This is a genomic window from Mitsuaria sp. PDC51 (assembly GCF_900113225.1).
Lineage (GTDB): Bacteria > Pseudomonadota > Gammaproteobacteria > Burkholderiales > Burkholderiaceae_C > Roseateles.
This window is the reverse complement of the sequence record NZ_FOZE01000002.1, coordinates 423,438-445,638: the sequence shown is the minus strand read 5'-3', so window position 1 is coordinate 445,638 and position 22,201 is coordinate 423,438. Positions and strand designations below refer to the sequence as shown.

20 protein-coding genes are annotated in these 22,201 nt (G+C 69.9%); all 20 read left to right on the top strand.

What is annotated here, in order from left to right; all coding sequences use genetic code 11:
• Positions 1 to 52 precede the first annotated feature (52 nt).
• On the top strand, positions 53 to 994 hold the full coding sequence (gene fabD, locus BM393_RS13380; protein WP_091726656.1) for an ACP S-malonyltransferase: 942 nt from the start codon (positions 53 to 55) through the stop codon (positions 992 to 994).
• Positions 995 to 1,035: 41 nt separating this feature from the next.
• A complete protein-coding gene (gene fabG, locus BM393_RS13375; RefSeq protein WP_091726651.1) occupies positions 1,036 to 1,773 on the top strand; it encodes a 3-oxoacyl-ACP reductase FabG in 738 nt (245 codons plus the stop codon).
• A 183-nt stretch (positions 1,774 to 1,956) separates the two neighbouring features.
• Positions 1,957 to 2,196 carry an acyl carrier protein gene (gene acpP / locus BM393_RS13370; protein WP_058936430.1) on the top strand — a complete coding sequence of 80 codons (240 nt, stop codon included), beginning with the start codon at positions 1,957 to 1,959 and terminating at the stop codon, positions 2,194 to 2,196.
• Positions 2,197 to 2,205: 9 nt separating this feature from the next.
• On the top strand, positions 2,206 to 3,453 hold the full coding sequence (gene fabF / locus BM393_RS13365; RefSeq protein ID WP_091726647.1) for a beta-ketoacyl-ACP synthase II: 1,248 nt from the start codon (positions 2,206 to 2,208) through the stop codon (positions 3,451 to 3,453).
• A gap of 29 nt (positions 3,454 to 3,482) precedes the next feature.
• Positions 3,483 to 3,962: a hypothetical protein gene (locus tag BM393_RS13360; protein ID WP_141225334.1), complete on the top strand. Its 480-nt coding sequence runs from the start codon at positions 3,483 to 3,485 to the stop codon at positions 3,960 to 3,962.
• 69 nt (positions 3,963 to 4,031) lie between these two features.
• Positions 4,032 to 5,546, top strand: coding sequence for a DegQ family serine endoprotease (locus tag BM393_RS13355; RefSeq protein WP_254783440.1), 1,515 nt, complete (start codon positions 4,032 to 4,034; stop codon positions 5,544 to 5,546).
• A 543-nt stretch (positions 5,547 to 6,089) separates the two neighbouring features.
• Positions 6,090 to 7,898, top strand: a complete 1,809-nt coding sequence (gene lepA / locus BM393_RS13350) for a translation elongation factor 4 (RefSeq protein ID WP_091726633.1) — start codon at positions 6,090 to 6,092, stop codon at positions 7,896 to 7,898.
• The gene (gene lepB, locus BM393_RS13345) at positions 7,895 to 8,875 is read left to right on the top strand and encodes a signal peptidase I (protein WP_091726629.1); all 981 of its coding nucleotides are present in this window, start codon (positions 7,895 to 7,897) and stop codon (positions 8,873 to 8,875) included. Before lepA ends, lepB begins: the two co-directional genes overlap by 4 nt.
• A 59-nt stretch (positions 8,876 to 8,934) precedes the next feature.
• On the top strand, positions 8,935 to 9,291 hold the full coding sequence (locus BM393_RS13340; RefSeq protein ID WP_091726626.1) for a DUF4845 domain-containing protein: 357 nt from the start codon (positions 8,935 to 8,937) through the stop codon (positions 9,289 to 9,291).
• A gap of 26 nt (positions 9,292 to 9,317) precedes the next feature.
• A complete protein-coding gene (gene rnc / locus BM393_RS13335; RefSeq protein ID WP_091726622.1) occupies positions 9,318 to 10,025 on the top strand; it encodes a ribonuclease III in 708 nt (235 codons plus the stop codon).
• 277 nt (positions 10,026 to 10,302) lie between these two features.
• On the top strand, positions 10,303 to 11,226 hold the full coding sequence (gene era / locus BM393_RS13330) for a GTPase Era (RefSeq protein WP_091726617.1): 924 nt from the start codon (positions 10,303 to 10,305) through the stop codon (positions 11,224 to 11,226).
• A 32-nt stretch (positions 11,227 to 11,258) separates the two neighbouring features.
• Positions 11,259 to 12,035, top strand: a complete 777-nt coding sequence (gene recO, locus BM393_RS13325) for a DNA repair protein RecO (protein WP_091726612.1) — start codon at positions 11,259 to 11,261, stop codon at positions 12,033 to 12,035.
• Positions 12,032 to 12,814, top strand: a complete 783-nt coding sequence (locus BM393_RS13320) for a pyridoxine 5'-phosphate synthase (RefSeq protein WP_091726607.1) — start codon at positions 12,032 to 12,034, stop codon at positions 12,812 to 12,814. Before recO ends, BM393_RS13320 begins: the two co-directional genes overlap by 4 nt.
• 70 nt (positions 12,815 to 12,884) lie before the next feature.
• A complete protein-coding gene (gene acpS / locus BM393_RS13315) occupies positions 12,885 to 13,280 on the top strand; it encodes a holo-ACP synthase (RefSeq protein WP_091726604.1) in 396 nt (131 codons plus the stop codon).
• Between the two features lie 90 nt (positions 13,281 to 13,370).
• Positions 13,371 to 14,456, top strand: coding sequence for a beta-N-acetylhexosaminidase (gene nagZ / locus BM393_RS13310; protein WP_091726601.1), 1,086 nt, complete (start codon positions 13,371 to 13,373; stop codon positions 14,454 to 14,456).
• Positions 14,457 to 14,539: 83 nt separating this feature from the next.
• A complete protein-coding gene (locus BM393_RS13305) occupies positions 14,540 to 15,949 on the top strand; it encodes an SWIM zinc finger family protein (protein ID WP_091726598.1) in 1,410 nt (469 codons plus the stop codon).
• Positions 15,946 to 17,514 carry a DUF5691 domain-containing protein gene (locus BM393_RS13300; RefSeq protein ID WP_141225333.1) on the top strand — a complete coding sequence of 523 codons (1,569 nt, stop codon included), beginning with the start codon at positions 15,946 to 15,948 and terminating at the stop codon, positions 17,512 to 17,514. Before BM393_RS13305 ends, BM393_RS13300 begins: the two co-directional genes overlap by 4 nt.
• On the top strand, positions 17,511 to 18,617 hold the full coding sequence (locus BM393_RS13295) for an AAA family ATPase (RefSeq protein WP_091726592.1): 1,107 nt from the start codon (positions 17,511 to 17,513) through the stop codon (positions 18,615 to 18,617). The genes BM393_RS13300 and BM393_RS13295 overlap by 4 nt, the downstream gene beginning before the upstream one ends.
• 20 nt (positions 18,618 to 18,637) lie before the next feature.
• Positions 18,638 to 21,007 carry a DUF5682 family protein gene (locus tag BM393_RS13290; protein ID WP_091726588.1) on the top strand — a complete coding sequence of 790 codons (2,370 nt, stop codon included), beginning with the start codon at positions 18,638 to 18,640 and terminating at the stop codon, positions 21,005 to 21,007.
• Positions 21,004 to 22,188, top strand: coding sequence for a VWA domain-containing protein (locus tag BM393_RS13285; RefSeq protein WP_091726582.1), 1,185 nt, complete (start codon positions 21,004 to 21,006; stop codon positions 22,186 to 22,188). Before BM393_RS13290 ends, BM393_RS13285 begins: the two co-directional genes overlap by 4 nt.
• Positions 22,189 to 22,201: the final 13 nt, after the last annotated feature.

The window sequence follows — 22,201 nt, the reverse complement described above, 5'->3', positions numbered from 1 at the left end:
CTTGTGCTCCCTCTCTGCTCCCTCTGATTCCTTAGCTTCGGACCCAACCGCCATGAGCAAGAACTTCGCATTCGTCTTCCCCGGCCAGGGCTCCCAATCGGTGGGCATGCTGGACGCCTGGGGCGATCACCCGGAAGTCGTCCGCACGCTGGCCGAGGCCTCCGCCGCGCTGGGCGAGGACATCGGCGCGCTGATCAAGAACGGTCCCAAGGAACAGCTGGACCTGACGACCAACACGCAGCCGGTGATGCTGACCGCCGGCGTCGCCAACTACCGCGCCTGGATCGCCGAGACCGGCCTGGTGCCGTCGGCCGCCGCCGGCCACTCGCTGGGCGAGTACACGGCGCTGGTGGCCGCCGGCGCGCTGAGCCTGTCCGACGCGCTGCTGCTGGTGCGTTTCCGCGCGCAGGCGATGCAGGACGCCGTGCCGGTCGGCACCGGCGCGATGTCCGCGATCCTGGGCCTGGACGCCGCCGTGGTGCGCGAGGTCTGCCAGCAGGTCGCCGCCGCGTCGGGCGAGGTCGTCGAGGCGGTCAACTTCAACGACCCGAAGCAGACGGTGATCGCCGGCTCCAAGGCGGGCGTGGAGAAGGCCAATGAGGCGCTCAAGGCCGCGGGCGCCAAGCGTGCGCTGCCGCTGCCGGTGTCCGCGCCGTTCCACTCCAGCCTGATGAAGCCGGCCGCCGACCGCCTGCGCGAGAAGCTCGCCGCGGTGAGCTTCCAGCCGGCTGCCTTCCCGGTGATCAACAACATCGACGTCGCCGTGACCGACGACGCCCAGGCGCTGCGCGACGCGCTCTTCCGCCAGGCCTTCGGCCCGGTGCGCTGGGTCGAGGTGGTGCAGGCGCTCAAGGCGCGCGGCCTGAGCACCGTCATCGAATGCGGCCCGGGCAAGGTGCTGGCCGGCATGGCCAAACGCATCGACGCCGAACTGGCCAGCGCCACCGTGCTCGACCCGGCCTCGCTGGTCGAGGCCAAGGCCCTGCTGGCCTGAGGCCTGAATTCCTTTTCCCCGAATTCCTTCCGAGGTTCCCCATGTCCGACAACAAGCAAGTGGCGCTGGTGACCGGCGCCAGCCGCGGCATCGGCCGCGCGATCGCGCTGACGCTGGCCCAGAAGGGCTTCGTCGTGATCGGCACCGCGACCAGCGAGTCCGGCGCGCAGGCCATCACCGAGGCGCTGGCGCCGCACGGCGGTCGCGGCGCGGTGCTCAACGTCAATGACGGCGCGGCCGTCGATGCGCTGATCGACGCCATCGTCAAGCAGGACGGCGGCATCCAGGTGCTGGTCAACAACGCCGGCATCACGAAGGACATGCTCGCCATGCGCCTCAAGGACGAGGACTGGGACGCCGTCCTGGACACCAACCTGAAGGCCGTCTTCCGCGCCAGCCGCGCGGTGATGCGGCCGATGATGAAGCAGCGCTACGGCCGCATCGTCAACATCACCTCGGTGGTGGGCGCCTCCGGCAATGCCGGCCAGGCCAACTACGCGGCCGCCAAGGCCGGCGTGGCGGGCATGACGCGTGCCCTCGCACGGGAACTGGGCAGCCGCTCGATCACGGTGAACTGCGTCGCCCCCGGCTTCATCGCCACCGACATGACGGACGTGCTGCCCGAGGCGCAGAAGACCGCGCTGCTGGCGCAGATTCCGGCGGGCCGCCTGGGCGATCCGGCCGAGATCGCGCATGCCGTCGCCTTCCTGGCGTCGCCCGAGGCGGGCTACATCACCGGCGTCGAGCTGCATGTCAACGGCGGCATGTACATGAATTGAGGTGGAAGCCGCCCCTCGCGGGCGGGCCACCCACCGGATTCACCCGGCCGGTGTGGGGCTGATAGAGTGCGAGCGCGCGCCGTATCCATCGAGGAAGGCGCGCCTCGGGAGGTCCGAACTAGGGGCGCCACTCTAAGGCCTTAGAATCCCGGGTTGTTCTAGCAAACCCCTCCTGGAGGAGTCATGAGCGATATCGAAGCACGTGTCAAGAAAATCATCGCCGAGCAACTCGGCGTGCCCGAAGCCGATGTGACCAATGAAAAGGCCTTCGTCGCCGATCTGGGCGCTGATTCTCTGGACACCGTGGAACTGGTGATGGCCCTCGAAGACGAGTTCGGCATCGAGATCCCGGACGAAGAGGCCGAGAAGATCACCACCGTTCAACTGGCGATCGACTACGCGGTCAAGCACCAGAAGGCGTAAGCAAGCAGCATGAGCCGTCGTCGCGTCGTCGTCACCGGTCTCGGCCTGATCTCGCCCGTGGGCAACACGGTCGAGCAGGGCTGGGCCAACATCGTGGCTGGCAAGTCCGGCATCGACACCATCACCCGTTTCGATGCCAGCCCCCTGGCCTGCCATTTCGCTGGCGAGGTCAAGGACTTCAAGGTGGATGACTACATCCCCGCGAAGGAAGCCCGGCACATGGACACGTTCATCCATTACGGGCTGGCGGCCTCGCTGCAGGCGATCCGCGACTCGGGTCTGCCCACCGGCGACGCGCTCAGCCCCGAACTGGCGGAACGCATCGGCGTGCTGGTCGGCTCGGGCATCGGCGGCCTGCCGATGATCGAGGAGACCCACGCGGAACTGACCAATCGCGGCCCGCGCCGCATCAGTCCGTTCTTCGTGCCGGCGTCGATCATCAACATGATCTCGGGCCACGTCTCGATCCAGTGCGGGTTCAAGGGCCCGAACCTGGCGATCGTGACGGCGTGCACGACGGGGCTGCACAGCATCGGCCAGGCCGGCCGCATGATCGAGGCGGGTGACGCCGACGTCATGGTCGCCGGCGGCTCGGAGTCGACGGTGTCGCCGCTGGGCGTCGGCGGTTTCGCCGCGGCCCGCGCGCTGTCCACCCGCAACGACGACCCGAAGACCGCGTCCCGTCCCTGGGACAAGGATCGCGACGGCTTCGTGCTGGGCGAGGGCGCCGGTGTGCTGGTGCTCGAGGAGTACGAGCACGCCAAGAAGCGCGGCGCGAAGATCTACGCGGAACTGGTGGGCTTCGGCATGAGCGCCGACGCGTACCACATGACCGCGCCCGACGTGGACGGCCCGACGCGCTCGATGCGCAACGCGCTGCGCAACGCGGGCCTGAACGCGGACCAGATCCAGTACATGAACGCGCATGGCACGTCCACGCCGCTGGGCGACGCCAACGAGACCAACGCGATCAAGCAGGCCTTCGGCGCGTATGCGAAGAACGGCCTGGTGGTGTCGTCGACGAAGTCGATGACCGGCCATCTGCTGGGCGGCGCGGGCGGCATCGAGTCCGTCTTCACCGTCAAGGCGATCCACGACCAGGTCGCTCCGCCGACGATCAACATCTTCAACCAGGATCCCGAGTGCGACCTGGACTATTGCGCCAATGAGGCGCGGAAGATGCCGATCGAGTACGCCGCGAAGAACAACTTCGGCTTCGGCGGCACGAACGGCACGCTGATCTTCAAGCGGGTCTGATCCAGGACCCTCGACACGGGCGGCGACCGATGACGCCGGACCGATCGACACCACGCCGGGCTGCTGCCCGGCGTTTTTCATTGCCGCGCGATGCGCGCTGGGAGCGCCTGCAGCGCGCCGTGCTCGCTGCAGGTGCCGCCGCGGTCGTGGCCGCCGTGCTGCGGCAGGCGGGTTTCTTCGCGCAGGCGTCCGACCTCGTGATGCTGCTTGGCCCCCTGGGCATCGCGCTCGTGGCCGCGGCGCTGCCGGTGCGCGCGCATGCGCCCGACGTCCTGCGGTGGGACGGCGCGCAATGGTGGTGGCTGCGGGCGGGCGAGCCGCTTGCCGTCACGCCGGACGTCTTCATCGACATCGAACGGTGGATGCTGCTGCGGCTGAACCCCGCTGTGGCGGCCGATGGCGCCACCCGCCGGGGCCGGCAGCCGGTGCGCTGGGTCGCCGCTTCGCGCGGCGCGCTCGGCGCCCAATGGACGCTGCTGCGGCTTCACCTGTTCCTCGCTCGAGGCTGACTCATGCCCGTTTCGAAATGCGGGCATGATGTGAGCCTTTCGACCCTGCATCGCCACCTGCGAGTGTTCATGCCCAACTCCGATCGTTCCCGCACCCCTTCACGTCTTGCCCTGGCGATCGCCAGCGCCGCCCTGATGAGCGGGTCGCTGGGCGTCAGCGCCCAGACCACGACGAAACCCGCGCCCCCCGCCGCCGTGCCAGTCGCCACGCCCGACCTGGCGCGCGCGCTGCCCGACTTCAGCGCCCTGGTGGAACAGGCCGGGCCGGCCGTCGTCAACATCCGGACCTCGGAGAAGGTCAAGGCCGCGAATCCGCAGGTCGATGAACAGATGCGCGAACTGCTGCGCCGTTTCGGCATCCCGGTGCCGCCGCAGCGCCGCACGCCGCCCGGCGCCACGCCCGCGCCGGCCCCGGACGACGACGAGGATGACGACGCGCCGCAGCGTCGCGGCCTCGGTTCGGGCTTCGTGATCGGGGCCGACGGCTTCGTGATGACCAATGCGCATGTCGTCGACGACGCCGACGAGGTCATGGTCACGCTGACCGACAAGCGGGAGTTCAAGGCCAAGGTCGTGGGCCTGGATCGCCGCACCGACGTCGCCGTGCTGAAGATCGAGGCGAGCAACCTGCCGCTGCTGCGGATGGGGGATGTCGGCAAGCTCAAGGTCGGCGAATGGGTCATGGCCATCGGCTCGCCTTTCGGCTTCGACAACACGGTGACGGCCGGCATCGTCAGCGCCAAGGCGCGCGACACCGGTGACCTGCTGCCGCTGATCCAGACCGACGTCGCCATCAACCCCGGCAACTCCGGGGGGCCGCTGCTGAACCTGCGTGGCGAGGTGGTGGGCATCAACTCGCAGATCTACAGCCAGTCGGGCGGGTTCATGGGGATCTCGTTCGCGATCCCGATCGACGAGGCGATGCGCGTGGCCGATCAGCTCCGCGCCAGCGGACGGGTGACGCGCGGCATGCTGGGCGTGTATCCGGATGACGTCAGCAAGGAGGTCGCCGAGGCCATCGGCCTGGGCAAGCCGCAGGGCGCGCTGATCAGTCGCATCACGCCGGCGGGTCCCGGCGAGAAGGCGGGTCTCCAACTGGGCGACGTGATCACCAAGTTCGACGGGAAGACCGTGGAGAAGGCGGTCGACCTGCGTCGGCTTGCCGCCGCGACCAAGCCGGGCACGAAGGTGCCGCTGCAGGTGTTCCGCCGCGGCGCCTACAAGGACCTGGTCGCGACGCTCGATGCGCTGCCGGATGACCGCACGCCCGCCGCGCCGGAGGCTGAAACGCCGGCCGCCACCGGCGCGCAGGCCTGGGGCCTGACCGTCAGCGAGCTCAGCGAAGCGCAGCGCAAGGAACTGAAGGTGGACGGCGGCCTGCGCATCGACACGGCCGAGGGGCCGGCGGCGCGCGCAGGCTTGAAGGCCGGCGACGTGATCCTCTCGGCCAACAATGCCGAGGTGAAGACCATCAAGCAATTCCAGGCGGCGCTGGCGAAGGTCGAGAAGGGGAAATCGCTGCAGATGCTCGTCCGCCGCGGCGAGGTCGCCACCTACGTCGTGATCAAGCCGGGCAAGGGTTGAGCGCCGTCAGCGTCAACCCAGCGCCGGCCTGGGGCTTTCCGCAATGCGGAATCCCAGGCCGGTGATTCGTGACGCGCGGCACGTCCGGCCGTCGGTTGGTGCTTGCTAACGGCTGTGACCAAGGCGAGGCATTGGTGCCTCGCTCCGCTACAATCCGGGCGCGTTCGGGCAGCTTTGTCGCTGTTCCGACGGTGAATCGGAAGGCTCCATTTTGATGGGCTCAGCGATCCACAGGATGCCCCCAAGTTTTGTGGATAACCTGTGCATGAAATCGCTGTTGGCGAAGGGCAACGCGCGAGAAGCTCGCATCCATGCGGTTTCCAGGGCGGGGCTTTTGGCTACAATGAAAGCCCAACAAGCAGTTGCCATACGTTTTGTTGGAAGGCGCGTCACCGTTTCGACGTGCCTTTTTTTTATGTCCCGTTCAGGTCCTGAGAAGGACCGTGCAACACCGCCCGACCGACCGTCCGCAGCGTCGTCTCAGCGTGCCCCGCTCGAGGGTCGCTGGCGTGGCGGGCGAGTTCGCGGTCTCCGTCCGAGTCCATGAACCACATCCGCAATTTCTCGATCATTGCCCACATCGACCACGGCAAGAGCACGCTGGCCGACCGGATCATCCAGCGCTGCGGAGGGCTGTCCGACCGGGAGATGGAAGCGCAGGTGCTGGACTCGATGGACATCGAGCGCGAGCGCGGCATCACGATCAAGGCCCAGACCGCCGCGCTGCAGTACAAGGCGCGCGACGGGCAGGTCTACAACCTGAACCTGATCGACACCCCCGGCCACGTGGACTTCTCCTATGAGGTGAGCCGCTCGCTGTCCGCCTGCGAGGGCGCGCTGCTGGTGGTGGACGCGAGCCAGGGCGTCGAGGCCCAGACGGTGGCGAACTGCTACACCGCGCTGGAGCTGGGCGTGGAGGTGATCCCGGTCCTGAACAAGATGGACCTGCCGCAGGCCAATCCGGACGGCGCCAAGGCGGAGATCGAGGACGTCATCGGCATCGACGCGACCGACGCGATCCCGTGCTCGGCCAAGACCGGCATGGGCATCGACGACATCCTCGAGGCCGTCATCGCCCGCATGCCGCCGCCCAAGGGCGTGGTCGAGGCGCCGCTGCGCGCGATGATCATCGACTCGTGGTTCGACAACTACGTCGGCGTCGTGATGCTGGTGCGCGTCGTCGACGGCACGCTGAAGAAGGGCGAGCGCATCCGGATGATGGCCACCAACGCCGTCTACCCGGCCGAGCACCTGGGCGTGTTCACGCCGAAGTCGGAGAACCGCGACCAGCTCAGCGCCGGCCAGGTGGGCTTCATCATCGCCGGCATCAAGGAACTGGCCGCGGCGAAGGTGGGCGACACCATCACGCTGGAAAAGAAGCTGCCCAACAACCTCGGCCCCGCCGCCGAGGCGCTGCCCGGCTTCAAGGAGATCCAGCCGCAAGTCTTCGCCGGCCTGTACCCGACCGAGGCGAGCGAGTACGACCAGCTGCGCGACGCGCTGGAGAAGCTCAAGCTGAACGACGCCTCGCTGCGCTTCGAGCCGGAAGTCTCGCAGGCGCTGGGCTTCGGCTTCCGCTGCGGCTTCCTGGGCCTGCTGCACATGGAGATCGTGCAGGAGCGCCTGGAGCGCGAATTCGACCAGGACCTGATCACCACCGCGCCGAGCGTGGTGTACGAAGTCCAATTGGGCGACGGCGAGGTGATCGAAGTCGAGAACCCGTCCAAGATGCCCGAGCAGAGCAAGATCGGCGAGATCCGCGAGCCGATCGTGACGGTCCACCTGTACATGCCGCAGGAATACGTCGGCCCGGTGATGACGCTGGCCAACCAGAAGCGCGGCGTGCAGCTGAACATGGCGTACCACGGCCGCCAGGTCATGCTGACCTACGAGATCCCGCTGGCCGAGATCGTGCTGGACTTCTTCGACAAGCTGAAGTCGGTCTCGCGCGGCTACGCGTCGATGGACTACGAGTTCAAGGAATACCGCGCCTCCGACGTCGTCAAGGTCGACATGCTGATCAACGGCGACCGGATCGACGCGCTGTCGCTGATCGTGCACCGCTCGCAGTCCCAGTTCCGCGGCCGCCAGGTGGCCGCGAAGATGCGAGAGATCATCCCGCGCCAGATGTACGACGTGGCCATCCAGGCGGCGATCGGCGCCAACATCATCTCGCGCGAGAACATCAAGGCGCTGCGCAAGAACGTGCTGGCAAAATGCTACGGCGGTGACATCACCCGCAAGCGCAAGCTGCTGGAGAAGCAGAAGGCCGGCAAGAAGCGCATGAAGCAAATCGGTTCGGTGGAGGTGCCGCAAGAAGCCTTCCTGGCCATCCTCCAAGTCGAAGAATGAAAGCCATGAGCGCATTGACCGGGCTGCTGTACGCCGCCCTGATCGCCTACCTGGGCGGCTGGTACACGGGCTACTGGAACGGCAACTTCTCGCTGCTGCTGCTGATCCTCACCACGGTGACGCTGGCCTACTGGCTGGCCGAGCGCTTCCACTTCGAGCCCGCGCGCCGTCGCGCCGCGGTCCGCCTGGGCGAGAGCGACGCGGCGCGTCGCGCCTCGCTGGCCGCGCAGGGCATCCAGCGCGTCGACGGCGACGTGGAAGGCGCCCGCGAGGAACTGCTACGCCAGCCCTGGTGGCTGGACTGGACCGCCGGCCTGTTCCCGGTGATCCTGATCGTGTTCCTGCTGCGCTCGTTCATGTTCGAGCCGTTCAAGATTCCCTCGGGCTCGATGGTGCCGACGCTGCTGATCGGCGACCTGATCCTGGTGAACAAGTACCACTACGGCATCCGTCTGCCGGTGATCAACAAGAAGATCATCAGCAACAACGATGTCCAGCGTGGCGACGTGGTGGTGTTCCGCTTCCCGCAGAACCCCAGCGTCGACTACATCAAGCGTGCCGTGGGCCTGCCCGGCGACGAGGTCGCCTACCTCAACCAGAAGCTGTACCTCAACGGCAAGCTGGTGGAGACCGTCTCGCAGGGCGAGTACTTCGACGAGGATCCCGGCTCGATGCGTTTCCGTCCGCGCTTCACCGAGAAGCTGGGCGCGGTCGAGCACCAGATCCTGGTCGCTCCGGAGTCGCCGGGCGTCATCCGCAAGCAGTGGGACTTCCCGTACAGCGAGAACTGCACCTACACGGCCGAGGGCGTGACCTGCAAGGTGCCGGCCGGTCATTACTTCATGATGGGCGACAACCGCGACAACTCCCAGGATTCCCGCTTCTGGGGATTCGTGCCGGATGAGAACATCGTCGGCCGGGCCTTCGTGGTGTGGATGAATTTCGGCAACCTGAAGCGCATCGGCAGCATCCACTGAGGCGGCGCCGGCGACGATCGACTACTCTGTTCCAACGACTATTTGCGGAGCGACGCGTGATGAGGGCACGGAAGATTCAACGGGGCATCAGCCTGCTGGGACTGCTGTTCTGGGCGGTGATCATTGGCGGCGGATCGGTGATCGTGCTGCGGGTGGTGCCGACCGTGATGGAGTACTACACGATCCAGCGTGCGATCGACAAGATCGCCAAGGACGGCCCGTCCACCGTGGCGGCGGCGCGTGACTCGTTCGAGCGCACCAAGCAGATCGAATACTCGATCGTCAGCATCGAGCCCAAGGACCTGAACATCACCAAGGTCGACGACAAGGTGAAGATCAGCTTCGCGTACGACAAGGAAGTGCCCCTGTTCGGCCCGGCCTTCCTGCTGATCAAGTACAAAGGCGAGTCGCACTGACCCGCCCCCACGGCACATCCCCGCCCATGACTCCGCAAGCGCTCGACGCCCTCCAGCAACGCCTTGGCTACCGCTTCACGCAAGCGGGACTGCTGCAGCGCGCGTTGACGCACCGCAGCTTCGGCCAGCAGCACAACGAGCGCCTGGAATTCCTGGGCGACGCGGTGCTGAACCTGGCGGTGTCGGCGCTGTTGTACGAGCGTTTCGCCGGATCGGATGAAGGCGACCTGACGCGCATCCGCGCGCACCTGGTGCGCGAGGACAGCCTGCATCGCCTGGCGCTGCAGCTGCAGATGCCGGAAGCGCTGCGGATGAGCGAGGGCGAGGCCCGCGGAGGTGGCGGCCAGCGGCCGTCCATCCTGGCCGACGCGCTGGAAGCGGTCATCGGCGCCGCCTTCCAGGACGGCGGCTACGAGGCCGCCCGCGAGATCGTCCGCCGCCTGCTGGGCGAGACGATCGCCGCCAGCGGCATCGACCAATGGGCCAAGGACGCGAAAACCGCGCTGCAGGAATGGCTGCAGGCCCGCAAGCTGGCGGTGCCGGCCTACCGCATCGTCGAGACGCGGGGCCAGGCGCATGCGCAGACCTTCACCGTCGAGTGCGAAGTGGCCGCGCTGACGCTGTCGCGCCGCGGCGAGGGCCGCTCGCGCCGGATCGCCGAGCAGGAGGCGGCCCGGCAGGTGCTCGATGAACTGCTGGCCGGCGACCGGCCCGGCACCGGCCTGCGCGACTGACGCGGAGCCCGCGATGAACGCACCGAGACCCCCGAGGACGCCGCCGACGGCGTCCTCGTCCGATTCCCTTTCTGTTTCCGAATCCGTTTCCGATTCGCCGCCCGAATCGACGCCCGAATCGCCGTCCGCCTCCTCGGCCGGCGCCCCCCTTCCCAAGGACCCCGCTCTGAACGCCCCGCACGCCCCCGACACCCCGCTGGACCCCAACGCCGCCGCCGCTCCCGAAGGCGGCGATGACCGGGACGAGGACCTCGATGAGGACCTCGACGACGACGGGTTGCCCGAGGTGCAGGGCGGCATCGGCGCGCCGCCGTACGAAGGCGACCAGCGCTGCGGCCTGATCGCGATCGTCGGCCGGCCCAACGTCGGCAAGTCCACGCTGCTGAACGCGCTGGTCGGGCAGAAGGTGTCGATCACCTCGAAGAAGGCGCAGACCACGCGCCATCGCATCACCGGCGTGCGCACCGTCGACGAGGCGCAGTTCGTCTTCGTCGACACCCCCGGCTTCCAGACCAAGCACAGCACCGCGCTGAACCGCAACCTGAACCGCACGGTGCAGGGCGTGCTGGCGGACGTGGACCTGGTGCTGTTCGTCGTCGAGGCGGGACGCTTTGGCCTGGACGATGCCAAGGTGCTGTCGCTGCTGCCGCAGGACAAGCCGGTGGTGCTGATCGCCAACAAGCTCGACGCGGTGCACCGCCGCGCCGAACTGATGCCCTGGCTCAAGAGCATGCAGGAGCGGCGCAACTTCAGCGAGTTCGTGCCGCTGTCGGCGAAGAAGGACTCGGACGTCCAGCGCCTGTTCCAGATCCTGAAGCCCTACCTCCCGAACCAGGAATGGTTCTACGAGGAGGACGCGCTGACCGACCGCAGCGAGAAGTTCCTGGCCGCCGAGATGATTCGCGAGAAGCTCTTCCGCCTGACCGGCGACGAGCTGCCCTACGAGGCGACGGTGATCATCGACCGCTGGGAGGAAGAGGGCAACCTGCGCCGCATCGCCGCGACCATCGTGGTCGAGCGCGACGCCCAGAAGGGCATGGTCATCGGCCAGGGCGGCGAGCGCCTCAAGCGCATCGGCTCCGAGGCCCGCCAGGAGCTCGAGACGCTGATGGACGCGCGCGTGTTCCTGGAGCTGTGGGTGAAGGTCCGCTCCGGCTGGGCCGACAGCGAAGAGCACCTCAGAAGCTACGGCTACGAGTGAGCGCGCCGCGCGCTCGCTGACGATCCGCGCCCATGGCCACCCGCGCCCCGAAGCCGCCCGCCACGCAGGCGGCTTTTGTCCTGCACCACTACGACTGGAGCGAGACCAGCCTGGTGCTGGACCTGTTCAGCCGCGAGCACGGCCGGCTGGCGGTCGTCGCCAAGGGCGCCAAGCGACCCTATTCGCAGCTGAGATCGGTGCTGCTGCCCTTCCTGCGCCTGCAGGTGACGCTGTCCAAGCCCTCGAAGATGAACGAGGACGGCGCGGCCGAGGTGCAGTCGCTGCGCGGTGCCGAGTGGGTCGGCGGACAGACGCTGCCCAGCGGCGCGGCGCTGTTCAGCGGCTATTACGTCAACGAGCTGCTGCTGAAATTCCTGCCGCGGCAGGATCCGCAGCCGGGGCTGTTCGACGCCTATGCGGCGCTGCTGCCCCGCCTGGCCTCGGTGGACGATGCGCAGGCGGCGCTGCGCGCCTTCGAGCTGACGCTGCTGGCGACCTGCGGCCTGCTGCCTGACCTGAGCGTGCTGGCCACGACGCAGGCGCCGCTCGATCCGGAGCGGCCCTACATGCTGGCGCCGGAGTCCGGCGTGATCGTGCCCACGCATGACGCGCCGCAGCTCACCGGCATGGCCTTCATCCAGATCCAGGCGGCGCTGCTGCATGGCAGCCAGGCGGCGCTGCAGCAGGCCTGCGAACTCGCCGGGCCGACCCTGAAGCCGCTGCTGCGCGGCCTGCTTCACTATCATCTGGGCCATCGTCCTCTGCGGACGCGGCAGGTGCTGCTCGACGTCCAGAAGCTGCTCACATGAATCCGCTGATCGCTCCCGAATCCGGTCGCCATGACGCGCGCTGCGCGCTCTCGGTCAACGTCAACAAGGTCGCGCTGCTGCGCAACACGCGGCACCTGGGCATCCCCAGCGTGACGCGCGCGGCGCAGCGGTGCCTGGAGGCCGGCGCGCAGGGCATCACGGTGCATCCGCGGCCCGACGAGCGCCACATCCGCGCGCACGACGTGCGCGAGCTCGCCGCGCTGATGAAGGCCTGGCCGCAGGCCGAATACAACATCGAGGGCAACCCGACGCAGAACCTGATGGACTTCATCCGCGAAGTCCGTCCGCACCAGGCGACCTTCGTTCCGGACAGCGAGGACCAGTTCACCTCCGACCACGGCTGGAACCTGCCGGCCGATGCCGAGCGGCTGCGTCCGATGATCGCCGAATGCCGGTCGCTGGGCGTGCGGGTGAGCCTGTTCATGGACCCGCTGCCCGAAGCGATGGTCCATGTGGCGGCGCTGGGCGCGGAGCGCATCGAGCTCTACACCGAGACCTGGGCGAGCGCCTTCGGCACGCCGCGCGAGGCGGAGGTGGCGGCCGGTTTCGCCGCCGCGGCGCGCGCGGCGCTGGCGCAGGGCCTGGGCATCAACGCGGGCCACGACCTGAACCGCGAGAACCTGACGCGCTTCCTGCGCGAGGTGCGGGGCGTGGCGGAGGTGTCGATCGGCCACGCGCTGATCGCGGATGCGCTCGAGCTCGGTTATGCCGAGACGGTGCGGGACTACCAGCGCTGCATCCAGCGCGCCTACGTCTGATTGCATTTGCGCACGCAAGCACCACGCAGCGGGCACGAGACGCGCACCGGGCGCGCATGAAAGGGTCGCGATGATCTACGGCATCGGCACGGACGTCTGCGACATCCGGCGCATCCGCAGCACGTTCGAACGGCGCGGGGAGCGCTTCGCCGGGAAGGTGCTGGGCCCGCACGAGATCGAGGTGTTCCGCGAGCGGTATGCCAAGGTCCCGGCGCGGGGCATCGCCTACCTGGCGACGCGGTTCTCGGCGAAGGAGGCGTTCTCGAAGGCGATCGGGCTGGGCATGCGCATGCCGATGACCTGGCGCGCCTGCGAGATCGTCAAGGCGCGCAGCGGCAAGCCGGAGATCCGGCTGCACGACGGCCTGGCCGAGTGGTTCGAGGCCAAGGGCCTGAGAGCCCACGTCAGCGTCAGCGACGAGACGGACTACGCCACCGCGTTCGTCGTCGTCGAGACGCGGGACTGAGCCGCGCCGGCGACGCCGCCCTCGCCGCGGCCGCGACGATCAGAAACCATGCGGGCGCGACGACGCCTGTTCAACGAGAGAGACAGACCAATGACCGATTCCCTGCATTCGCCGGTGATCCTCGACATCGCGGGCACCACGCTGACCGCTGACGACCGTCGCCGACTGGCGCATCCGCTGACCGGCGGGATGATCCTGTTCGCGCGCCACTTCGAGAGCCGCGCCCAGCTGACGGCGCTGTGTGCCGAGGCCAAGTCGCTGCGGCCGGACCTGCTGATCGCGGTCGACCAGGAAGGCGGCCGCGTGCAGCGCTTCCGCACCGATGGCTTCACCGCGTTGCCGGCGATGCGCACGCTCGGCGAGCTGTGGATGGACGATGCGATGCGCGCGGTGCAGGCCGCGACGGCCACCGGCCTGGTGCTGGCGCTGGAGCTGCGGGCCTGCGGCGTCGACATGAGCTTCACGCCGGTGCTCGACCTGGACCACCAGGACGCCTCGCGGCAATCGGTGAGTCCGGTGATCGGCTCGCGCAGCTTCCACGGCGATCCGCGGGTGGTGAGCCTGCTGGCGCAGAGCCTGATGCAGGGCCTGGCGCTGGCCGGCATGGGCAGCTGCGGCAAGCACTTCCCGGGGCATGGCGCGGTGAGCGTCGATTCGCATGTGGGCGTGCCGGTGGACACGCGCTCGCTGAAGGCCATCCTGGCGGAGGACGTGCGGCCCTTCGAGTGGCTGAGCCTGAGCCTGTCGGCGGTGATGCCGGCGCACGTGATCTACCGCAAGGTGGACAGCCGGCCGGCGGGCTTCAGCCGCCGCTGGCTGCAGGACATCCTGCGCGACCGGCTGGGCTTCGCCGGCGCGGTGTTCAGCGACGACCTGGGCATGGCGGCGGCGCGCGTCATCGAAGGCCGGCCGGTCGGGTACACCGAGGCCGCGCTGGCGGCGCTGGATGCGGGCTGCGACCTGGTGCTGCTGTGCAATCAGAGCCTGGAGCAGGGCGGCCGCGCGATCGATGAACTGCTGGACGGCCTGACCGTGGCGCAGTCGACCGGGGCCTGGATGCCGGCGATCGACAGCGAGGCGCGCCGCGCGGCGCTGGTGCCGCAGTCCGCGCCGCTGACCTGGGATGAGCTGATGCTCGCGCCGAGGTATCTGGAGGCGCTGGCGCGGCTGCCGTGAGACCTTGCGGCCTTGGGGCCGCGACGGGCAGCTAGACTCCGCCCCAACTGACCGGACAACGATCAATCAGGGAGCGGGCCAGCATGACGCTGACCATGGAGGGAGTGCTGGCGCTGGCGCCGGACGAGGCATCGGCGAAGGCCGCGCGCGGGCTCACTTCGCTGGCCAAGTGGCCCTTGCTCGGCGCCGATGACGCCGCCGTCTGGGGCGAGTGCCAGGGCAGCGGCTCCAAGCCGTACCAGACGCAGGTCGACCTGAGCGGTCCCGCCTTCCGCTGCTCCTGCCCCAGCCGCAAGTTCCCCTGCAAGCATGGCCTCGCGCTGTTGATGCTGCGCGCGCAGGACGCGTCGAAGTTCAGCGGCGGCGAGCCGCCCGCCTGGGTCGCCGAATGGCTGGCCTCGCGTGGCGAGCGGGCGCAGAAGAAGGAAGAGCGCGACCAGAAGGCCGCCGACCGCGCCGCCGAGCGCGCGGTCCAGCTCGCCGACGGCGTCGATCCCGCGCAGGCCGCCTCGGCGCTTGCCGATCCGGAGGGCGCGACCAAGCGCGAAGCGCAGCGCTGGCGTCGCATTGAAGAGGCCGCCGGCGAACTGCAACGCTGGCTCGGCGATCAGATCGGCCGCGGCCTCGGCGCGCTCGACGACGCCGCGATCCGCGGCTGGCGCACGATGGCCGCCCGCATGGTCGATGCGCAGGCGCCCGGGCTCGGGCAGCGGCTCACCGCGGCCGCCGATGGCTGGCGCGCCGGCGCGGACTGGCCCGAGCGCATGCTCGCGCGCCTGGGCCTGCTGCAGCTGGCTTGCGAGGCGATCGGCCGGCGCGAGGCGCTGCCGGCCGCCGTCCAGGCGGATCTGCGCACCGTCTGCGGCTGGCCGCTCGACCAGGCGGAGGTGCTCGCCACGGGCGAGCGCCTGACCGATCGCTGGACCGTCATCGGCGTCATCGTCGAGGAACGCGATGCGCGCCTCAACGAACGCCGCGTCTGGCTGCACGGCGCGCGCTCCGGCCGCCGCGCCTGGCTGCTCGATCACACGCATGGCGGACGCGGCTTCGAGGGGCTGTGGCTGCCGGGTTCCGGCAAGGACCTCACGCTGGTCTTCTATCCCGGCGGCGCGCCGCTGCGCGCGCTGGTCGCGGACGAGGCGCCATCGACGGAGCCGGCCTCCACCGAAGCCGCCGCGGGCGTGACCCCGCAGGCCTGGAGCGCCGAATGGGAGCGCGTCGCGCAGCGCATCGCCGCGCATCCGTTCGCGTCCCTGCATCCCGTGGTGCTCGCCAACGCGACGCCCGTCGCCTCCGACGCAGGGCCGCATCTGACCGCCGAGGGCCGCGCCGTGCCGCTGCGTCTGGGCGATGAGGACTGGTGGTCGCTGATGGCGGTCTCCGGCGCGCATCCGCTCGACGTCATGGGCGAATGGGACGGCGTGCGCCTGAGTCCCTTGACCGCATGGGCCGCCGGATCGGCGCGGCCCCTCTGGACGCGGAGCGCCGCATGAGCGCCTGGACGCCGCTGCTACCGATCGCGATGGTCGGCACCGAACGCCAGCCCGGACCGCTGCCTGAATGGTCCGGCGCAATCGGCCAGCTCGCGGCGCAGGCCGCGCTGGCCGCGGACAGCCCTTCTGGCCAGGTCCTGCGCACGATGGCCGTCATCGCGGCCTGCGAGGCCGCCGGCCTGCAGGACCGCGCCTGGGCCGCCGCGCCGCCGGAACCGGCCGCGGCGGACCGCCGGCCGGTGGTCCCGGACGGGCAGGGCGGACACCTGCGATCGTTGCTGCGCTGGGCGCTGAACGAAGCGCCGACCCGGCTCCAACAGCAGCTCTTCGCGGACCTGGCCGCCGCCGGGCTGCGCCTGCCCGAGACGCTCCTGCCGCAGGCGCTCGAACTCGGCCGGCGCTCGGTGGCGCTGCGGGCGCCGCTGCTGCCGGTGCTCGGCGAACGCGGCCTGTGGCTTGCCCGCCAGCGCGAGGAGTGGCGCTATGCGGCCGGTGTCGGCGGCGAGGCCCTTGACGACTCGCAGTGGACCGAGGGCACGCTCGAGCAGCGCCGCGCCTTCCTCGCCCGCGAGCGCGCGGCCGATGCCGCCGCCGGCCGCGCCCGGCTTGAAGCCGCCTTGGCCGAACTGCCCGCGAAGGAGCGCGCCGATCTCGCGTCCCAGCTCGCCGTCGGGCTTTCCCTCGACGACGAAGCGCTGCTCGACCGCCTGCGTGTCGATCGCAGCCGCGAGGTGCGCGACGTCGCGCTCGGCCTGCTGCTGCGGCTGCCCGGCGCGGTGCATCCGCGTCGCGCCATCGATCGCCTCGCGCCGCTGCTGCGCAGCGAGCGTGTGCTGCTGCGCCAGCACTGGGTCATCGACGCGCCGGCCGCCGCCGACAGCGATTGGGCCGCCGATCAACTCATCGCCGAGCGCCCCCAGACGGAGAAGCTCGGCGAGCGCGGCTGGTGGCTGTTCCAGCTGGTGCGTCAGGTGCCGCTGACCTGGTGGACCGAAACCACCGGCATGACGCCCGCCGAGCTGCTCGGTTGGGCGCGCAAGACCGACTGGGCCGAGGCGTTGCAGCGCGGCTGGTTCGGCGTGCTCGGCGCCACGCGCGAGATCGACTGGTGCGAGGCCTTCCTCGACCACGCGTTCGGCGACCTTGGCGCGGGCATCGAGTCGCACCGCGCGGCGCAGGTGCTGGGCTGGCTGCCGCAGGCGCGCCGCGAGCGCTACTGGCTACGCCACTTGCAGCAAGGCACGCTTCCCTTGTCCGCGCTGATCGCGGCGGCGAGCGGCGGCGAGACGCTCGGTCCGCTGCTGTCGCAGGCGCTGACCGAGCAGCTGCTCACGCGCGCCCGCGCCGGCACGCTCAAGGACGACTACACCGTGCGCGCGATGCTGGCCGACTTTGGCGCCGTCGTGCATCCCGACTGCCTGTCCGCCTACGGCTCGATCGCCGACCAGCGCGCGGCCGGCGAGACCGCCGCCTACGCGGACATGCTGCAGGCCGTCGTGCAGACGGCCGCGCTGCGCCGCGCCCTGATCGCTCTTCAACCGGATCCGACCCCGAGGACCCCATGACGACCACGCCCGACACTTCCGCCGCCTCGCAGGTCCTGCGCCGCCACGCGGAGCACCAGTACGCCGAGGAGCTCGCCGAGCTGAAGCGCCAGGACACGCGCCCGCGTCCCGAGAACTGGGCGATGTCGCCCTGGGCGGTGCTGCGTTACCTGATGGGCGGCACGCTGGAGAACGGCTTCGAAGTCAGCGCCAAGTACATCGGCGACGAGCGCCTGATGGAGATCGCCGTCGCGACGCTCGCCACTGATCGCGCGCTGCTGCTCTACGGGGTGCCGGGCACGGCGAAGTCGTGGGTCTCGGAGCATCTGTCGGCGGCGGTCAGCGGCGACTCGACGCTGCTGATCCAGGGCACCGCCGGCACCGGCGAGGAACAGCTGCGCTACGGCTGGAACTACGCGCAGCTGCTGGCCAACGGCCCGAGCGAGGCGGCGCTGGTACCGAGTCCGCTGATGAAGGCGATGCGGGCCGGCAAGATCGCGCGTATCGAGGAGCTGACGCGCATCCCGGCCGACGTGCAGGACAGCCTGATCACGGTGCTGTCGGAGAAGACGCTGCCGATTCCGGAGCTCGGCGGCGAGGTGCAGGCCACGCGCGGCTTCAGCGTGATCGCCACGGCCAACAACCGCGACAAGGGCGTGAACGAGCTGTCGGCCGCGCTCAAGCGGCGCTTCAACACGGTGGTGCTGCCGGTGCCGGCGAGCGAGGACGCGGAAGTGTCCATCGTGGTCAAGCGGGTCGCGGAGCTGGGCGCCGCACTGCAGCTGCCGGCCGAGCCGCCGGCGCTGAAGGAGGTCAGGCGCATCGTGCAGATCTTCCGCGAGCTGCGCAACGGCCGCACCGAGGACGGCAAGACGCAGCTGAAGTCGCCCAGCGGCACGCTGTCGACGGCGGAGGCGATCTCGGTGATCAACAGCGGCATGGCGCTGGCGGGCCACTTCGGCGACGGCGTGATGCGCCCGCGCGATGTGGCCTCGGGCCTGCTCGGCGCGATCGTCAAGGACCCGGTGCAGGACCAGGTCGTGTGGACCGAGTACCTCGAGACCGTCGTCAAGGAACGCGCCGACTGGAAGGACCTGTATCGCGCCTGCCGCGAGCAGTCCTGAGCGCGGAACCGCGAGAGGCCATGAGCGATCCGGTCCATTACTTCGGTGTCCGGCACCACGGGCCAGGCTGCGCGCGCAGCCTGCTGGCCGCGTTCGAGGCATTGAAGCCGGACTGCGTGCTGATCGAGGGGCCGCCCGAGGCGGATGGCCTCGTCGCGGCGGCGCTCGAGGCCGACATGACGCCGCCGGTGGCGCTGCTGACGCATGGCGTCGAGGACGCGAGCCGCGCGGTGTACCACCCGTTCGCGAGCTTCTCGCCCGAATGGCAGGCCCTGCGCTGGGCGGCCGGGGCCGGCGTGCCGGCGCGGTTCATCGACCTGCCGGTGGGCGTGTCACTGGCGCTCGAGCAGGCGGGTCAGCTGAATTCGGAAGACGACAAGCCGGACGGGAACGAGCCGGACGACGAGCAAGCGGGGGCACAGCAAGTCGGGGCACAACAAGCGGGGGATCAGCAGGCGCAGCCCGTCTCCGCCGAGACGCCTGATCCCGCGCCGTCGCGCCGTGGCGATCCGCTGGACTGGTTCGCGCGCGCGGCGGGCTACGCCGATGGCGAGGCGTGGTGGAACCACATGGTCGAAGAGCGCGGCGACGGCGAGGATCTCTTCGCCGCGATCGGCGAGGCGATGACCACGCTACGCGCCGAATCCGGCGATGACGAGACGCTCGATCCGAAGACGCCGCGCGCACGCCGCGAGGTGCTGCGCGAGGCGCACATGCGGCAGTGCATCCGCGCCGCGCGCAAGGAGGGCTTCGAGCGCATCGCGGTGGTCTGCGGCGCGTGGCACCTCGGCGGCCTGCAGGCGGACATCACGATGAAGGCGGACCAGGCGCTGCTCAAGGGCCTGCCCAAGCTGAAGGTCAGCAGCACCTGGGTGCCGTGGACCTATCGCCACCTGGCGCGTGAGAGCGGCTACGGCGCCGGCATCCATTCGCCGGGCTGGTACGAGCACCTGTGGCTGAGCGGCCTCGATGGCGAGCGGCGGCCGCGCGCGATCGGCTGGCTGGCGCGCGTCGCGCGGCTGATGCGCGAGCGCGACCTGGACTGCTCCTCCGCCCACCTGATCGAGGCCAGCCGCCTGGCCGACACGCTGGCCGCGCTGCGTCAACGGCCGGCGCCGGGCCTGGACGAGTTGCACGAGGCCACGCGCACCGTGATGACGCTGGGCGACGAGGCCGTGCTCGGTTTCATCCGCGACGAGCTGGTCATCGGCGACCGGCTCGGCCAGGTGCCGGCCGGCGTGCCGACGGTGCCGCTGCAGCGCGATCTCGAACAGATGCAGAAGTCGCTGCGGATGAAGCCGGAGGCGACGCAGAAGACCCTGGACCTGGACCTGCGTCAGCCCAACGACCTGGCGCGCAGCCATCTGCTGCACCGGCTGCGGCTGATCGATCTGCCGTGGGGCGAGATCGCGCGCACGGGCAAGTCCTCGCGTGGCACCTTCCACGAGCTGTGGTCGCTGCAATGGCAGCCGGAATTCGCGCTGCGCCTGATCGAGGCCAGCCGCTGGGGCCAGTCGGTCGCGCAGGCGGCGACGGCGGCGGTGGCCGAGCGCTGCGGCGGCGAACGTACGCTGGGCGCGCTGGCCGAGCTCGTGGACCGCGTGCTGCTGGCCGATCTGCCGCAGGCGGTGTTCGTCGCGTCGCGCGCGCTGCAGGATCACGCCGCGGTGACCGGGGATGCCGATCAGCTGCTGGCGGCGCTGCCGCCGCTCGCCAATGTCTTCCGCTACGGCAACGTGCGGCAGACCGACGCGGCGATGGTGGGTCATGTCTTCGATGGCCTGGTCACGCGGGCGGCGATCAGCTTGCCGCTGGCGGGCGATTCGCTCGACGACGCGGCGGCCGCGCAGTGCCGCGATCGCGTGCTGGGCGCGCAATCGGCGATCCGCTTGCGCGATCCGGGGCGGCAGACCGAGCCCTCCGCGCAATGGCGAGCCGCGATCGCGCAACTCGCGGCGCGTGAGGGCGCGCATGCCTTGCTGCGCGGGCTCTGCACGCGGCTGTTGCTCGACGACGGCCTGATCACGGCGCAGGACGCGGGCACGGCGATCTCGCTGCATCTGTCGCGCGCGGCCGAGCCGGGCAAGGCGGCGGCGTGGCTGGATGGGTTCCTGAACCGCAATGCGGTGGTGCTGCTGCATCACGATGGCGTCTGGCCCTTGGTGGATGCGTGGCTGCGCGGGCTCGACGAGGAACATTTCATCCGCGTGCTGCCGCTGGTGCGGCGGACTTTCGCGCATTTCGACGCGGCTGAGCGCCGTGACCTGGGTCACCGCGCGGCGCGCAAGGGCGGCGGCACGGAGATGGCGCCGGCCCGGGCGGAATGGGATGAGGCGCGCGCGGCATTGCCTCTGCCGCTGCTGCGCGCGATGTTGGGAGTGGACGCATGAGCGGCTCGGACGAAAGGAACGACGCGGATCGCCTGCGCCGCTGGCGGCTGGTGCTTGGCGGCGAGGCGCAGGACAGCTGCGGCGCGTTGAGCGGCGAGGCGGCGGAGATGGACCAGGCGCTGAGCGCGCTGTACGACGATCACGGCGGGCTGGGCGACGACCGGCGCGGGGGGGGAGGCAACTCCGCGCCGCGCGTGGCGCGCTGGCTGGGCGACATCCGCAAGTACTTCCCGAGCACGGTGGTGCAGGTGATGCAGAAGGACGCGCTGGAGCGTCTGAACCTGCGCGACATGCTGCTGCAGCCGGAGATGCTGCAGGGCGTGCAGCCGGACGTGCACCTGGTGGCCAACTTGATGGCGCTGTCGCGGGTGATTCCGGCGGGCACGAAGGAGACGGCGCGCCGCGTGGTGCGCCAGGTCGTCGACGAGTTGATGAAGCGGCTCGAGGAGCCGATGCGCGCGGCGGTGACGGGCGCCTTGGACCGCAGCCAGCGCAACCGCCGGCCGCGGCTGGCGGAGATCGACTGGCACCGCACCATCCGCGCCAACCTGCGGCATTGGCAGCCGACGCATCGCACGGTGATCCCGGAGACGCTGCATGGCTTCGGCCGCAAGGCGCGGCGGCCGCAGCGCGAGGTGGTGCTGTGCATCGACCAGAGCGGGTCGATGGCGAACTCGGTGGTGTACTCGAGCATCTTCGGCGCGGTGCTGGCCTCGCTGCCGGCGGTGAGCACGAAGCTGGTGGTCTTCGACACGGCGGTCGTCGACATGACCGAGCAGCTGGACGATCCGGTGGATCTGCTGTTCGGTGTCCAGCTGGGTGGCGGCACGGACATCAACGGCGCGGTGGCCTATTGCCAGTCGCTGATCCGCGAGCCGCGCAACACGATCTTCGTGCTGATTTCGGATCTCTATGAAGGCGGCGTGGAGCCGCAGCTGCTGCGCCGCGCGGCGTCGCTGGTCGAGAGCGGCGTGCAGTGCGTGGCGCTGCTGGCGCTCAGCGACGAAGGCGCGCCGGCCTATGACCGCGCGCTCGCGGCGAAGCTCGCCGCGCTGGGCGTGCCGTCGTTCGCCTGCACGCCGGATGCGTTCCCGGGCCTGATGGCCGCGGCGATCCGCCGGGACGACATCGGCGCCTGGGCGGCCGGGCAGGGGATCGTGACGGCGGCGAAAGGCGGCTGAAACGCGGCTGAAC